The sequence below is a fragment of the Chitinophaga sp. 22308 genome (assembly GCF_052045305.1).
GTDB classification, from domain to species: domain Bacteria; phylum Bacteroidota; class Bacteroidia; order Chitinophagales; family Chitinophagaceae; genus Chitinophaga; species Chitinophaga varians_A.
Window position 1 is genome coordinate 509439 of record NZ_JBQEOP010000005.1, and the last position, 15874, is coordinate 525312.

General features: G+C 48.9%; 10 protein-coding genes. 5 read left to right on the plus strand and 5 right to left on the minus strand.

Annotation, left to right across the window (positions count from 1 at the left end; translation table 11 throughout):
• Window positions 1-62: 62 nt before the first annotated feature.
• Window positions 63-1733, minus strand: a complete 1671-nt coding sequence (pafA, locus tag ACTJJS_RS22335; protein ID WP_440665306.1) for an alkaline phosphatase PafA — start codon at window positions 1731-1733, stop codon at window positions 63-65.
• A 170-nt stretch (window positions 1734-1903) separates the two neighbouring features.
• On the opposite strand from pafA, the gene ACTJJS_RS22340 reads away from it, so the two are divergent.
• The 3 genes from ACTJJS_RS22340 (at window position 1904) to ACTJJS_RS22350 (ending at window position 7203) form a co-directional block, all read left to right on the plus strand.
• Window positions 1904-3145, plus strand: coding sequence for an aminotransferase class I/II-fold pyridoxal phosphate-dependent enzyme (locus tag ACTJJS_RS22340; protein ID WP_168871784.1), 1242 nt, complete (start codon window positions 1904-1906; stop codon window positions 3143-3145).
• A gap of 654 nt (window positions 3146-3799) precedes the next feature.
• Entirely contained in the window at window positions 3800-4876 is a 1077-nt protein-coding gene (locus tag ACTJJS_RS22345; RefSeq protein ID WP_440665307.1) for a PepSY-associated TM helix domain-containing protein, read from the plus strand.
• 2 nt (window positions 4877-4878) lie between these two features.
• Entirely contained in the window at window positions 4879-7203 is a 2325-nt protein-coding gene (locus ACTJJS_RS22350) for a TonB-dependent receptor (protein ID WP_440665527.1), read from the plus strand.
• Between the two features lie 80 nt (window positions 7204-7283).
• Here ACTJJS_RS22350 and purL read toward each other — a convergent pair whose 3' ends face one another.
• On the minus strand, window positions 7284-9506 hold the full coding sequence (gene purL, locus ACTJJS_RS22355) for a phosphoribosylformylglycinamidine synthase subunit PurL (protein WP_168871781.1): 2223 nt from the start codon (window positions 9504-9506) through the stop codon (window positions 7284-7286).
• A gap of 500 nt (window positions 9507-10006) precedes the next feature.
• On the opposite strand from purL, the gene ACTJJS_RS22360 reads away from it, so the two are divergent.
• Window positions 10007-12196 (plus strand): glutamine synthetase III family protein, encoded by a 2190-nt coding sequence (locus ACTJJS_RS22360; RefSeq protein ID WP_440665308.1) that lies wholly within the window; start codon window positions 10007-10009, stop codon window positions 12194-12196.
• A 170-nt stretch (window positions 12197-12366) separates the two neighbouring features.
• A complete protein-coding gene (locus ACTJJS_RS22365; protein ID WP_440665309.1) occupies window positions 12367-13173 on the plus strand; it encodes a hypothetical protein in 807 nt (268 codons plus the stop codon).
• Between the two features lie 62 nt (window positions 13174-13235).
• Here the strand turns inward: ACTJJS_RS22365 and accC are convergent, their stop codons facing one another.
• The 3 genes from accC to efp all read right to left on the minus strand — a co-directional run bounded on the left by accC (window position 13236) and on the right by efp (window position 15864).
• Complete coding sequence (accC, locus tag ACTJJS_RS22370; protein WP_440665310.1) at window positions 13236-14573, minus strand: acetyl-CoA carboxylase biotin carboxylase subunit; 1338 nt, start codon at window positions 14571-14573, stop codon at window positions 13236-13238.
• A gap of 127 nt (window positions 14574-14700) precedes the next feature.
• Entirely contained in the window at window positions 14701-15189 is a 489-nt protein-coding gene (gene accB, locus ACTJJS_RS22375; protein ID WP_168871777.1) for an acetyl-CoA carboxylase biotin carboxyl carrier protein, read from the minus strand.
• A gap of 108 nt (window positions 15190-15297) precedes the next feature.
• Window positions 15298-15864, minus strand: coding sequence for an elongation factor P (efp, locus tag ACTJJS_RS22380; RefSeq protein WP_440665311.1), 567 nt, complete (start codon window positions 15862-15864; stop codon window positions 15298-15300).
• Window positions 15865-15874: the final 10 nt, after the last annotated feature.

A 15874-nucleotide genomic window follows, 5' to 3' on the forward strand; every position in this document is an offset into this window, starting at 1 on the left:
GGATGGCCACACAGTTGCCGGCAACCATCCGTACTTTCATGAGCAATATAAGGAATAAACTTTTAATGAGTAATCTCCTGGATCACTTGTCCTACGTTGCCGCTTGGCATCTGGATATGCAACAGGGCGGCCAGTGTGGGCGCAATATCGGTCATACCCACGGTACGGTTGGTTTTACCCGGCTGAACGCCCCATCCCATCCATACCAGCGGGATATGCGCGTCGTAAGGATACCATAAACCATGCGTGGTGCCGGTTTTGCCACCATCGATATAAGCCGGCGACAATACGATCTGAATATCTCCGCTCCGTTTGGTATTGTAACCGTTGGTCATCATGGTGCGCATAGGCTCAGGCAGCACGGTCACCATCAGGTCACGGATAGGGAACGCCTTCGCAATAGCGGGGGATTTCTGCAGGTTGCTGATGATAAACTGCTGGATATCGTTGTAGTTCTTGCCGGACGCCTCGATCACGTCGTGGTTCATCCACAGCTGATAGTTGTCCACAGCTTTGATTGCGTCTTTCACGCCAAATCTGGCAGCGATTTTTTCGTTCAGGTCTTTCATGGCAGCGTGGTCGTCCCAGGTGCCGCCCGGCAGTTTGTTTTCTTCCAGGAATCCCGGTACATGGGCTACGCCGTGATCTGCGGTGATGAAGAACAGGTATTGTCCTTTGCCGATATTAGCGTCCAGGTACTGGAAGAACCTGGCCAGGTCGTGGTCCAGACGCAGGTAGGTATCTTCCGCTTCGATGGAATTAGGCCCAAACTGGTGGCCTACATAGTCGGTGGAAGAAAGGCTGATGGCGAGAAAATCGGTCGCGGCGCCTTTACCCATATTATACGCTTCCATGGCCTTTTTCGCAAACTCCAGGGTCATGGTGTTACCAAACGGGGAAGCAGCAATGGCGCTGTTGGCAGCTCCGCTCAGGTCATGTGGAAAAGAAGTGCCGGTAGTGCTGTTTTTATATTTGCCTTCATACACTTTTTCATCAGCGGTGCTGAGCGTGTAGGAAGATACAGGATACAGTGTGGTCCAGGGTTTGGACAGGTATTGCTGTGGCCATTTTTCGTTATTGAACTGTTGTGCCCAGCCTGGCAGCTCATTCATGTAATAGGAGCTGGTTACCCAGTTGCCGGTAGTACCATCATACCAGTAAGCGGCGTTGGCACTGTGGCCGGCAGGCAGGATGGCGCCACGGTCCTTAATGGCCACGCCTACCACTTTGCTCTGGAAATGGTTGGACAGGCGCAGCTCATCACCAATAGTGGTGACCAGCATATTGCGCGGGCTCATTTTACCCGCAGCGGAGGTGCTGCCAACGGTAGTCATGGTGGTATCTTCCGCGCAATACATGGTGCGGCCTATTTCGGGGCTGTACCAGGTGTTGCCAATGATACCATGGATAGCCGGCACAGAACCGGTATATACACAAGTATGGCCACAGGCGGTGATGGTGGGTGTATAGTTGATCAGTGTATTTTCGCAGGAGAAACCTTCCTGCAACAGTCTTTTAAAGCCTCCGGCAGCATACCTGTTGCTATAGCGGTACAGGTAGTCCCAGCGCATCTGGTCTACTACCATGCCTACGATCAGTTTGGGTTTGGCAGCTGTTTTGCTGCTTTTGGCTGTCGCCAGATGATTGAAAGGTTTTGGTGAAGTGGCCTTTTGAGCCCGGGTGCCTGTGGTGGCGATCACCAGGGCAAAGGCAAGCAGGGAGATCCTTTTCATTAGATATTATTGCTTTTTATAAGATAAACGTACTTTTGCCGGCAGAGGCCGGTGAAACCGCAGCATTAAAATGACGCTGGCAAATGTAATCGAAGTTTAGAAAAAGCAATATTTTAATACCTTTGTGTCCTCTTTTTATCAAAGCATTTAACTATTACATAATATAGCGTATGGATATTTTCGAGAAACTGCTGAAGCACATGGGCCCCATTGGGGAGCATTCAGACAGAGCCCATGGCTATTTCGCCTTTCCTAAGCTGGAAGGGGAAATAGGCCCCCGCATGAAATTCCGGGGCAATGAAAAAATAGTTTGGAGCCTCAACAACTACCTGGGGCTGGCCAATCTTCCGGAAGTACGGGCTACCGACGCAAAAGCGGCAGCCGACTTTGGCCTTGCAGCGCCCATGGGCGCCCGCATGATGAGCGGCAACACCAACTATCACGAGCAGCTCGAGCGCGAACTGTCCGATTACATGGGTAAAGAAGATACCACCCTGCTGAACTACGGCTATCAGGGCATCATGAGTGCCATCGATGCTATTTGCGGCCGCAGGGACGTTATCGTGTACGACGCAGAATGCCACGCCTCCATTCTGGATGGCCTGCGCCTCCACCCCGGCAAACGTTATGTGTTCAAACACAATGACATCGAAGATTGTGAAAAACAACTGAGACGCGCTACTGAACTGGCTAACGCACAAGGTGGCGGTATCCTGGTGGTAACAGAAGGCGTATTCGGTATGGCGGGTGACCAGGGTAAACTGAAAGAAATCGCCGCACTGAAAGATAAATTTGAATTCCGCCTGCTGGTAGACGACGCCCACGGCTTCGGTACCATGGGTAAAACCGGTGCCGGCACCGGCGAAGAACAAGGCGTACAGGACAAAATCGACCTGCTGTTCAATACCTTCGCTAAATCCGGCGCTTCTATCGGCGCTTTCATCAGCGGCGAAAAAGCCATCATCAACTATCTGCGCTATAACATGCGCTCCCAGATCTTTGCTAAATCTATTCCGCTGCCAATCGTTATCGGCCACCTGAAAAGAGTGGAACTGATGCGCAAACACCCGGAAATGAAAGCAAAACTGTGGGAAAATGTGAATAAACTGCAGAACGGCCTGAAAGCCCGCGGTTTCAACATCGGTAAAACCAACTCTCCCGTTACCCCGATCTACCTGCAGGGCGATATTCCGGAAGCTACAGCCATGTGCCTGGACCTCCGCGAAAATTACAACATCTTCTGCTCTATCGTGGTATATCCCGTTATTCCAAAAGGCCAGATCATCTACCGACTGATCCCAACCGCTGCTCACACAGACGAGGACATTGAACTGACACTGAAAGCTTTCAGCGAAACCAAAGCCAAGCTCGATGAGAAAGTTTATCAGGTAGCTGAAATCCCAATGGTATAAACCATTTGTCTATTTTGACATTTTGATATTTATTAGACTATCTATAAGCAAAGGCCTTCTTGTGATACAAGAAGGCCTTTGTCTTTTATAACAATTTAAAATCAATCAGATAAAATCAAAAAATATCAATCTTCCCCAATAATAAAATGATAAAATATTAAAATACAAAAGGGCTGAGTTTCCTCAGCCCTACTCAAATCGTTCTTTCACTAGGTGTAAAATTTCACTAAATTTTCATCCGGACATGGTAGAATATATGGTCTTCATAGAATTTGGAATAACCAAGTGATTCCAAGTATTTTATATAAATATCTTTTTTAGATTTCGCGTTGTGTTCATTGTTACATTTCAAATGTAGAGCAGTTTTCTCACTATCACATAACACAAATGTGGGATTTTGTTAATAGCTTGTTAAAGTATTCTACTGCAACAATAAATCAGCTAACTGTCAAAAACGCCGGTTTTTCCCGTTCAGCTGAATAAATTTCCCGATTGCGTAAATGCTTCCCGCAGGACAGCAGTACCTTTGCAGCCACGACTGCAAATAGTTGGTGCAACAGCTAACTGATCATTATCAACCGCCGGGACATAGCACTTTCGTGCCCGCCCTGTAATCGTCACCCACTTGCAGCCGGTAAAAAACTAATAAGGAAATTGAAGCAATACCTGCATAAACAGCTTTTCACTGTTCACCGCATTACCGGCCTCATCGTAGGCATTATGCTGCTTTTTGCCAGCATAACAGGCACCCTCTTGGTTTTCAGTGAGGAAATAGATGAAGCCCTGCATCATGAAACCTATCACATTGCACCGGGAACTCAACGCAAACCGCTGTTCGAACTGCTGCAGCAAGCCGGTAAATCCCTTCGTGGCGGCACGCCCTATCTGTTTTTCTCCCGGCTGCCGCAAACACCGGAAGAACCAGTGATCGTTAGGGCTGAATATGGGCCGGACAATAAAGTATATCTATTCCTCAACCCCTATACCGGGGAGGTCGTCCATCAGCATACCAACACCGGCTACTTCTCCGGGTTCCTGGTGTACCTCCATTTTTCCCTGCTTAGCGGAAAAACGGGCGCCAAAGTGATGCTGACAGTCGCCGTACTACTGTTTATATCGCTCCTCACCGGCATCTGGGTATACCGGAAATCAGTGTTTAAAGTACTGACCTTCCGCCTGAAACCCGAATGGAGCAGCCGTACCCGGCGCTGGCGCAACCTGCACCGCATTACAGGAGTATGGGCATTGCTGTTCAATCTCCTCATCGCATTCACCGGCTTCATGATGCAGCTGAAAGTACTGGACAACCGGAAAACAACCGGGCCTTTTCCCGATATGGGCGCTCCCATTCCTGTTGACTACGAATCGTTACTGGCAAAAGCGGCCGCACAGATCCCTGGCTTTGAAGCGATGGGCATCCGCCCGCCTAAAAAGGCCGGTGACCCTGTCCGTATTCTGGGCCATGCCCACGAAGCCGCTGTCTGGGGCCGTTACAGCTCCTCCGTGCATTTCGATATCAACGGACAGGTAAAAAAGACCGTTAATTTCAGTAAAGCGCCCCTTGGCGATAAGTTCAATGCTGCCATGGCACCGCTGCATTTCGGCAACTACGGCGGTATTCCCGTTAAAATACTCTATGCCCTTCTGGGCCTTACGCCCGGCATCCTTTCCATATCCGGTTTCCTGATATGGTACCGCCGGAAATATATCATTAAAAAACATCAGCTTTGAAAATGAAACAATACCTGGTACTGTGCGCACTCACACTCCTGGTTACACTACAGACGACTGCACAAAAACTCACCGGCACTGTCCGCGACACAGCACAAACAGCTGTTCCCATGCTGCGCCTTTATCTGGCAGGCACACAGAAACATACTGTCTCCGGCCCGGACGGCTCTTTTACCATCAATAACATAAAACCCGGCAGCTATAAACTGATCGCTACCGGTATCGGGTACAATACACTGGAACAAGCGGTTACCATCACCGACAGCATCACCACCCTCTCGCTTACGATACAACCGTCAGACATTGGCCTGAACGAAGTAGTGGTGACCGCCGGCCGCAATAAGGAGACACTGGGTACCGTTCCCTCTTCCATCACCATCATCAGCGGTAAACAACTGCGGGAACAAAGTGCTATCACTACAGACATCAATCAGCTGCTGAGCATGAACGTACCAGGTCTTACGCTGGGCACCAATACTTCCACCAACAAAGGCCAGACACTGCGTGGCCGCGGCATGCTGATCATGATAGACGGTATTCCGCAATCCACCCCGCTGCGTAACGGCGATAAAGACATGCGCAGCATCGATGTTTCCGTCATTGAAAGAGTGGAAGTGATCAAAGGTTCCACCGCTATTTATGGCAACGGCGCTGATGGAGGCATCGTCAATTTCATCACCATCAAAGCCAATCCCAATAAACGTTTCAGCGGCAGCACAGACATCAGCGCCAGCGGTTCGCTCACCAGCGCGGCCAACAGCCTCGGCGCACGCGTGGCACAACAGTTCAGCGGCCGGCTCAATAAATTTGACTATGTGGTGGCCGGCACCTACGAACAAACAGGTGTCAACAAAGACGCCAAAGGGCAGATCATAGCCCCTTTCCAGTCACTCAGCCAAAACGAAAACGTAAACCTTTTTGCCAAGCTGGGCTACAACTTTAATGACAATAACCGCCTGGAGGTGATGTACAACTATTACCGCACCATGCAAAACAGCACCTACATTGACTCCGGCGGCAAGTTCGGGCAACGCCCCATCATCGGTATAGTAGGTACCAACCCCGGCGATAAACAGGGTACGCCGTATAACCATAACGCCTATGTGAATTTCACCAGCAAAAACATTTTCCGTAACACCTCGTTGAATGTAAACCTGTATTACCAGGACTTTTACACCGTATTTGAATACTCCGATTTTTATGCACCGCCGGGCAACTCTGCCATTACCTCCAAAAAAATGGGAGCCCGCCTGAATTTCAATACCCTGTTTAACTTCCACCCCAACCTGCATGGCGATGTGACCTGGGGAATAGACGTACTGAACGATAAAACCGCCCAACCACTTACGGATGGCCGCTCCTTTGTTCCGGAGATGAATATGAAAAATCTGGCGCCTTATGCCCAGCTGAAAACATATTTATTTAAAGACTTCCTGGTGAAAGCCGGTCTGCGTTACGAAAACATCCGGCTCGATATTCCTGATTACACCACCATTAAGTTTGGTAACTATGCCGGCGGCGTGTTCGTAAAAGGCGGCAATCTGCCTTATGAAGCGCTGGTATTCAACACGGGCCTGCGATACACGCGTTTCCCGGCTTTCAACCCGTTTGTAAGCTATTCACAGAGTTTCTCCCTGTATGACCTGGGCCGTACCCTGCGACTGGCCAAGGCCGTCAGCAATGGCGCCACCAGCATCAACATCATCGAAACCAAAGCTATTATCACCAACAACTATGAAGCTGGTTTCAACAGTAATATCGGTAAATTCAACGCTTCAGGTTCTTACTTCATCAGTACGTCTGATCTTGGTACCAGCCTGAAAGACGTGAATGGCGTGGCCGTACCCGAAAGAGCGCCTGAGCGGGTACAAGGCTTTGAACTGACAGCTGGCTATCAGTTCCTGCCGAACCTCTCTGCCAGTGCAGCTTACACGCATGTAGAAGGTAAAAAAGACGTGAACGGGGTCAAAACCTGGTTGCCTACAACCCGCATTACACCGGATAAAATGACTGTCAACGTGAATTATTCCCCGCTGAAACAATGGGACCTGGGTGTGTATTACATCTATTCCGGCGTGAGGAAACGTTTTGATCCCAATCCCACTACCAAAGAGTATGACCTCGGCAACGGGCCTGTAGGCGATTTTTCGCTGGTAAACCTGTACACTGCCTATCGTTTCAACACTGCCGCTTCCATCCGGCTGGGGGTAGACAACCTGCTGAATGCCGATTATTACCCGGTAATGTCACAGGCGAGAGTGAGAACAGATTCTTATATCAAAGGCAGCGGCGCCCGGTTTAACCTGGGTTTCCGGTACGCATTCTGATCAATAACCGGTCTGCATAAAAAAGGGAAGGCGCGAAATTCGCGCCTTCCCTTTTTTATAACATTTATCTGTAAATCAGACTATTTCAGGTGTTCTTCCACAGAAGTATTGTAGATCTGTTTCCAGTCGTTTACTTTACCCCAGTCTTCACCACCTACTTTCACATGGTCACCGGTTACAGCGCCTACTTTCTCATAACGTACAGAAACGTCGGAGGCGTCTACCAGACCGTGCATCAGTGCTTCGAATTTCTCTTTGTTTTCCGGTTTAACGGTGACGATTACACGGCTTTGGCTTTCACCGAAGAGGTAAGCGTCTTTACGGAATTTATCGTTCAGGTTCAGTTCAAAGCCCAGGCCTCTTGGCATGGCGCTTTCCATCATGGTAACAAACAGGCCGCCTTCGCTGATATCGTGCGCAGACTGGATCAGGTGGGCTTTGTTCAGTTTGGTGATGGCTTGCTGCAGCTGCAGTTCCTCTTCGAGGTTGAAGTGTGGAGCAGGGCTGTATTCGATACCGATGATTTTGTGCAGGTATTCAGAGCTGTTGATATCATTACGGCTGCGGCCGATCATGTATATCAGGTCACCTGCTTCCTTGAAGTCGAGAGTAATACGTTGGTCGATGCTGTCGAGCAGGCCCACCATACCGATAGTTGGTGTAGGATATACCGCGCCATCAGGTGATTGGTTATAGAAGCTCACGTTACCGCCGGTAACAGGGGTATTGAATTTACGGCAAGCTTCGCCCATACCTTGTACAGCGTGTACGAACTGGTAGTAAACTTCGGGATCGTAAGGGTTACCGAAGTTGAGGCAGTTGGTGATAGCCAGTGGTTCACCACCGGAGCAAACGATGTTGCGGGCAGCTTCCGCCACGGCGATCTGGCCACCTTTGTGCGGATCAGCAAAAACGTAGCGGCTGTTACAGTCGGTCGTCATTGCCAGTGCTTTTTTGGTGCCTTTTACCAGTACGATCGGAGCGTCGCTCGGAGCGTTGGTAGAAGCGTTGGCAGTACCTACCATGCTGTCGTACTGGTTATAGATCCAGCGTTTGGAAGCGATGTTAGGCAGTGCGATGATTCTTTCCGCTGCGAAGCGGGCGTGTTCTGTATCCGGAACGTTCTGAATATCGAACGTCTTTATTTTCTGGAAGTAGGCAGGTTCAGTATAAGCGCGGTGATATTGAGGAGCGCCGCCGCCAAGCACGAGGCTTTCAGCAGGAACGTCCGCTTCCAGTTCACCATTCATATAAAACTTCAGGTTGGTGTCTTTGGTTACTTCACCGATCTGAACGCAGTGCAGGTCCCATTTTTCGAAGATATCGAGGACTGCTTTTTCCTGGCCTTTTTTCACTACGATGAGCATGCGTTCCTGGCTTTCGCTCAGCAGCATTTCCCATCCTTTCATATTTTCCTGGCGGGTAGGAACTTTATCCAGCCAGATGTGCATACCATGTTCGCCTTTGGCGCTCATTTCGGCAGTGGAGCAGGTGATACCGGCAGCGCCCATGTCCTGCATACCGATGATAGCGTTGGTTTTAATTACTTCGAGGCAGGCTTCCAGCAGTTTCTTTTCCTGGAAGGGGTCACCTACCTGAACGGCAGGCAGGTCTTCCGCGCTGTCTTCCGTGATGTTGGCAGAAGCAAAGGAGGCGCCGCCGATACCGTCTTTACCGGTAGCGGAACCTACGATGAAAACCGGGTTGCCTTCACCGTGGGAGGTAGCGGAAACTGTTTGGCCTACTTTTACGATACCCACGCTCATGGCGTTTACCAGCGGATTGGTGCCGTAGCAGTCTTCAAAATAGGTTTCACCGCCTACGGTTGGAACACCGAAGCAGTTACCATAGTGGCCGATACCGTGTACGATACCTTTTACCAGGTGCTGTGTTTTTTTATCATTGATATTGCCGAAGCGCAGGGAGTTCAGTGCCGCAATGGGGCGGGCGCCCATTGTGAAGATATCGCGGTGGATACCGCCAACCCCGGTAGCAGCGCCCTGGAAGGGCTCAATCGCTGAAGGGTGGTTATGGGATTCTATTTTAAATACAACTGCGTATCCATCACCGATATCTACCAGTCCGGCGTTTTCCTCACCAGCCTTTACGAGGAGGCGGTCGCCTTCACGTGGTAATGACTTCAGCCATACGATTGAGTTTTTGTAAGAGCAGTGCTCACTCCACATAACGGAGTACATACTCAATTCGGTAAAGTTGGGATTACGCCCTAAGATAGATTCAATACGTTCAAACTCGTCAGCAGTAAGGCCCAGCTGTTCAGCAATTTCTACGGTGGTTTGCATGTAGTTTAAGTATAAAAAAACGAGTAATTAAAAAGAAGATGCAAACCTACAAGATTTTATGGCAAATGCCAAGAATGAGGGGCCAAAGGGCTTAAAAATGGACGCATTTGTTCCTGGGCTGAAGCCCCAGGCTACGATGTGTTTAGGCTGTTTGTCAAAAAATGCCGCTAACCAGGGCTAACCTTCTTCCCAGTAAGGTGGACAGCCTATTGTTGATCACAAAGGGAGTCCCATAACGTCAGCATTTTATACAAGGAGCCTGAACATATCGTAGCCCAGAGTTTCAGCCCTGGGACGCCCAAAACACATAAAAATCCCGCCCAAATCATATTAGTAATTTTTTAATTTATCAGTTTCAGACATCAACGATCTATTTTTTTTATTCATTTCTCAAAAAAATCGCCTTTATAAACCAAGAAATGTAATTTTTTGGTTAAAGTGAACAATTTATTTGCATTTCCAACGACGTTGGCGTTCTTTTGTATTAAAATTATTACAGCATGCAATCGTTACGTTTCACCGCGCTGGAAGGATTAGCTGGCGTAGACACTAAACTTACCGAACACAACGGAAAAATCACCGAGGTATTTGGCAGCAATGTTTTTGCCGGAAGAATTGTAAGGGAATACCTGAGTGATGAGGCTTATAAAAGCCTGATGAACTCCATTAAAAATGGCACCAAACTGGAACGCAAAATGGCGGAGCAAATTGCTTCCGGCATGAAAGCCTGGGCCATGAAAAAAGGAGTGACTCACTATACTCACTGGTTTCAACCCCTGACCGGCACCACTGCAGAAAAGCATGACTCCTTTTTTACCCTGAAAAGCGATGGCTCTGCACTGGAAACTTTTGACGGCGATGCGCTGGTACAGCAGGAGCCTGATGCCTCCAGCTTTCCTAACGGCGGCCTGAGAGCTACTTTTGAAGCCCGCGGTTACACTGCCTGGGACCCTTCCTCCCCTGCCTTTATCCTGGAACAGGGTTACGGTAAAACACTCTGCATCCCTACTATATTCGTATCCTACACCGGCGAATCACTCGACTATAAAGCTCCGCTGCTGAAAGCACTGGCAGCTATCGACAAAGCCGCTGTGGACGTATGTAACTATTTCGATAAAAACGTTACCAAAGTAACGCCTACCCTCGGTTGGGAACAGGAATACTTCCTCGTTGACGAAAACCTGGCCAATGCCCGTCCTGACCTGATCATGACCGGCCGCACCGTGGTAGGTCACGCACCTTCCAAAGGTCAGCAGCTGGAAGACCACTACTTTGGCTCTATCCCTGAGCGCGTATACGCTTACATGCGCGATTTTGAAGAAGAGGCTTACAAACTGGGCATACCTTTAAGGACCCGTCACAATGAAGTAGCTCCTTCCCAGTTCGAATGCGCTCCCATCTTTGAAGAAGTGAACATCGCCGTGGACCACAACTCCCTGCTGATGGACATCATGAATAAAGTGGCCAAACGCCACAAACTGAAAGTGCTGCTGCACGAAAAACCTTTCGCAGGCATCAACGGTTCCGGTAAACACAACAACTGGAGCATGGCCACCGATACCGGTGTAAACCTGCTGGCTCCGGGCAAAACCCCGAAAACCAACCTGATGTTCCTCACGTTCTTCGTGAACACCATCAAAGCAGTACATGACTACGCCGACCTGCTGAGAGCTGCTATCGCCTCTGCCAGCAACGACTTCCGTCTGGGTGCCAACGAAGCTCCTCCGGCTATCATCTCCGTATTCTCTGGTAAATATCTTTACGATGTACTGCAGGAAGTAAAATCCCGCGTAAACAATAAGTTCGACGAACAAGACGAGGCCATCCTTAAATTGGACCTGCACCGTCATATTCCTGAACTGATGCTGGACAATACCGACCGTAACCGTACCTCTCCCTTTGCGTTCACCGGTAACAAGTTCGAGTTCCGCGCCGTAGGTTCTACCGCCAACTGCGCTTCCGCTATGACCGTACTGAACACCATCGTGGCCAAAACCCTGACCGACTTCAAAGTGGAAGTGGACGGCCTGATCGAAAAAGGTGAGAAAAAAGAGATTGCCATCATGCAAACTCTTCGGAAATATATTGTAGATTCGGAAAAAATATTGTTCGAAGGCGACGGCTACAGCGAAGAATGGGAAAAAGAAGCCGAAAGAAGAGGTTTACAGAACATCAAAACCACGCCTAAAGCGCTGGATGCGATGATCACTCCTAAAGCCGCCCAGCTGTATTCCGAAACCGGTGTTTATACCGAAAAAGAATTACACGCCCGTCACGAGATCCTGCTCGAAGATTATGTGAAGAAAGTTCAGATCGAAGCCCGTGTAATCGGAGACCTGGCCACCAACACTATTTTACCCGCAGCTATCAGCTACCTCAATGATCTGATCAGCAATATCCGCGGACTGAAAGAAATTGGCATGGGTGAAGCTGCCTACAAAGCACAAACACAAATCGCTGCTAAAATATCTGAACACATCAACGTGATCAGTGAAAACGTTCAGGCAATGATCGAGCAACGTAAAGTGACCAACAAGTTGACCGACAGCCGCCAGAAAGCGATTGAATACTGCGAAAAAATTAAACCGTACTTCGATATTATCCGCTACCACTCCGATAAACTGGAATTCCTGGTAGATGATAAAAGATGGGCACTGCCTAAGTACAGAGAACTGCTTTTCTTGCGATAAAACCGTAAGATTGTTTTGGTGTATGATTAGCCCCGGATTTTTATCCGGGGCTTTGTTTTTTCCACAATTTCTCTGTACTTTAAAGTATATCCCTAACCGTTACCCCTCCTGCCCATTAACCCGTACATCCGCACCAGGAACGTTTTTTCTTATCAAAAAACAATATACCCATGAAACAAAATCCATTTGGCCTGCTGCTGTACTGCATTGTCGCCGCTGTCCTGCTCCTGACAGCCTGCCTCAAACCCGACAGTCCTGTTGTAGTCCCCGGAAATTCCACCACAAGGATTACCATGCTGAAAGAACTGGACCCGCTGTACGCCGATTCCTTCCGGCTGTATTACAACAGCCTGGGCAACCCCACACGGATCATCCCTACAGTGGTGGCCACCGGCAGGTCTATGTGGCTGTTCCGGTACGACAACCAGCAACGGCTAAACGCCCGGATCGGCTCCTACAGCTCCTTGTCAACATTTGAAATGGCCTACCGCTATGTATATGACGCTACCGGCCACATTATCCGGGACACCACATTTGCCTTCGGTACGTTTGATACTACCACTACTCCTGTCAGCATCAGCGGCCAACAACTCCGCAGCACTACCTATCAGTACGACAGCCTTAACCGCATCGTTCGTGCAGTGACAACAGATCTGACACTACACCCGCCCATCTTCCGCACTACTGTTGACTACTCCTACAACAGCAGCGGTAACGCCTGGAAAATCCAAAGCATCCTGGAAGAAATCACTTCCATGGGTATCCCCAGTGATACTACCGTCACCTATCCAACGTATGACAACAAAACCAATTTCCATCGCCTGCATCCGTTATGGCAGTTCATCGACAGGAACTACAGCCGCAACAACAGCGGCAGCATAAGCAGTTACAACAACGCCGGCCTGCCTACAGAGCTGTCTGCGCCGGCTTTGATATTGGGTATCCCGTTCCAGCATACCTTTATCCGGTATCAATAACCATCTTAAAACAGAAAAGCTCCGGAGACATCTCCGGAGCTTTTCCAATACAGTGCACTTTCCTATACCAGTTTGAAGGTTTCGGTAAACTTGGTCGTAAAGTTGCCTTTACGGAAGTCCTCGTTGCGCATCAGTTGCTGATGGAAAGGAATAGTTGTTTTAACGCCTTCAATCACGAACTCGCTCAGCGCGCGCTCCATGGTATTGATGGCTTCCTCACGGGTTTGCGCCATGGTGATGATCTTAGCCACCATAGAGTCATAGAACGGAGGAATAACATAGCCGGCATAGATGTGGGAATCCACGCGTACGCCGTGGCCGCCCGGAATATGCAGGGTAGTGATTTTGCCCGGAGAAGGACGGAAATCATTGTACGGATCTTCCGCATTGATACGGCACTCAATAGCATGCATCTGCGGCGTATAGTTTTTACCGGAGATAGGAATACCGGCAGCAATCTTGATTTGTTCTTTTACCAGGTCAAAATTGATCACCTCTTCTGTCACACCGTGTTCCACCTGGATACGGGTGTTCATTTCCATGAAGTAGAAGTTGCGGTGTTTATCTACCAGGAACTCAATGGTACCTACGCTTTCATAATTGATGGCACTGGCAGCCTTGATAGCTGCTTCACCCATTTTTTCACGCAGTTCCGGTGTCATGAAAGGAGAAGGAGATTCCTCCACCAGTTTCTGGTGACGGCGTTGGATAGAGCAGTCCCTTTCAGACAGGTGGCATACTTTGCCGTATTGGTCGCCGGCTACCTGGATTTCAATGTGACGGGGCTCTTCCACGAATTTCTCCATGTAAATGCCATCATTATTGAAAGCAGCGCGGGCTTCGTTTTTAGCCATGTTATAGGCGTTCTCCAGTTCGCTCTCGTCCCAAACCACACGCATACCTTTACCACCGCCGCCGGCAGTAGCTTTCAGGATAACGGGCAAGCCCATTTCCCTGGCGAGTTTTTTGGCTTCATCAACGCTCTGGAGCAGGCCTTCAGATCCCGGGATTACCGGTACGCCGGCAGCAATCATGGTTTCCTTCGCAGTCATCTTGTCACCCATTTTACGGATCATCTCCGGAGTAGGGCCGATGAATTTGATACCATGTTCGCCACAAATCTCAGCAAAACGCGCGTTCTCCGCCAGGAAGCCGTATCCCGGGTGGATAGCGTCTGCGTTGGTGATCTCGGCAGCAGCCATGAGGTGAGGAATGTTCAGGTAAGATTCGCTGCTCTGTGGTTTACCAATACACACAGCTTCATCCGCAAACTTCACATGCAGGCTGTCTTTATCTGCAGTAGAATAAACTGCTACCGTTTTGATACCCATTTCCTTACAGGTACGGATAATTCGAAGGGCAATCTCGCCACGGTTGGCAATCAATATTTTTTTAAACATTGTTTTCCTTATAAGTTGATATAATAGCTAAGTAGCAATTCAGCCATTAGCTCTCAGTAGTTAGCCTTTAACCCTACAAAAATCTGTCAGAGGCTAAAGGCTAACTGCTAAGCGCTAATGGCTGTTATTACGGTTCTACTAAAAACAAAGGTTGATCGTATTCTACCGGAGTGGCGTCGTCAACAAGTACTTTGACGATCTTACCGCTCACTTCACTTTCGATTTCGTTGAACAACTTCATCGCTTCAATGATGCATACCACCTTGCCGGCAGCAATTTCATCACCTACATTGATGAAAGGAGCTTTATCAGGTCCTGCGGAACGGTAGAAGGTACCGATCATAGGAGATTTGATAGTAATCAGGTTGTCTGCTTTCGGTGCAGCTGGAGCGGCTGCCGGTGCAGAAGTTGCTGCTGCCTGTACCGGGGCGGCGGCCGGAGCTACTGCTGCTACCGTCTGAATCGGCGCTGCGGCCGCAGGAACAGCGATTACCTGTTGTACTTCGTTGTCTTTCTGTTTTATTGTAATCTTGAACTTGTCCTGCTCAATGCTCAGTTCACTGATATTTGATTTGTTGATCATTTTTACCAGTTCCTGAATCTGTTTAAAGTCCATGTAGACAGTTTTTGGTTTATAATTTATGAACGTATATGGTCCTTTACCGGACAACCGGGGCCGCCCTGAGGCAGCCCGGTAGCCAAATAAATAATTTCAGTAAATGAATTAACCCTTTACTCTCTCGATGTATTCGCCGGTTTTTGTATTTACACGGATCTGTTCTCCCTCATCCACAAACAGCGGCACCATTACCGTTGCGCCTGTCTCTACAGTAGCAGGCTTCAGGGTACGGGTAGCCGTATCGCCTTTCACACCAGGCTCAGAATAAGTTACAGTCACCACAATTTTGTCAGGCAGTTCCACGGCCATGTACTGGTCAGTTTCAGTATTGATCTGAACCATTACTTCCTGGCCTTCTTTCAGGAACTGAGGAGCATCGATGGTTTGTTCAGCCATGGCAATCTGCTCAAAAGTTTCATTGTCCATGAAGTTGTAACCGGTGTCATCCTTATATAAAAACTGGAACGCCTTTTTCTCGATACGAACCGGGAAAATGGTGTCTCCGGAGTTCCAGGTGTGCTCTATAGAACGGCTATTGTCAACGCCCTTCAATTTAGCCCAAACTTTTGCTGCAGCACGGGCGGTTTTGTTTTGACCAAACTCTACAACAGAATACAAACTGTTATCCAGCTTGATGATTAATCCTGTTCTGATATCTGCGGTGGTAGCCATAAATAGGTTA

Coding starts and splice junctions, on each gene's coding strand:
- pafA (WP_440665306.1), bottom strand. CDS start 1,733: ATGAAAAGGATCTCCCTGCTTGCCTTTGCCCTGGTGATCGCCACCACA.
- ACTJJS_RS22340 (WP_168871784.1), top strand. CDS start 1,904: ATGGATATTTTCGAGAAACTGCTGAAGCACATGGGCCCCATTGGGGAG.
- ACTJJS_RS22350 (WP_440665527.1), top strand. CDS start 4,879: ATGAAACAATACCTGGTACTGTGCGCACTCACACTCCTGGTTACACTA.
- purL (WP_168871781.1), bottom strand. CDS start 9,506: ATGCAAACCACCGTAGAAATTGCTGAACAGCTGGGCCTTACTGCTGAC.
- ACTJJS_RS22360 (WP_440665308.1), top strand. CDS start 10,007: ATGCAATCGTTACGTTTCACCGCGCTGGAAGGATTAGCTGGCGTAGAC.
- ACTJJS_RS22365 (WP_440665309.1), top strand. CDS start 12,367: ATGAAACAAAATCCATTTGGCCTGCTGCTGTACTGCATTGTCGCCGCT.
- accC (WP_440665310.1), bottom strand. CDS start 14,573: ATGTTTAAAAAAATATTGATTGCCAACCGTGGCGAGATTGCCCTTCGA.
- accB (WP_168871777.1), bottom strand. CDS start 15,189: ATGGACTTTAAACAGATTCAGGAACTGGTAAAAATGATCAACAAATCA.
- efp (WP_440665311.1), bottom strand. CDS start 15,864: ATGGCTACCACCGCAGATATCAGAACAGGATTAATCATCAAGCTGGAT.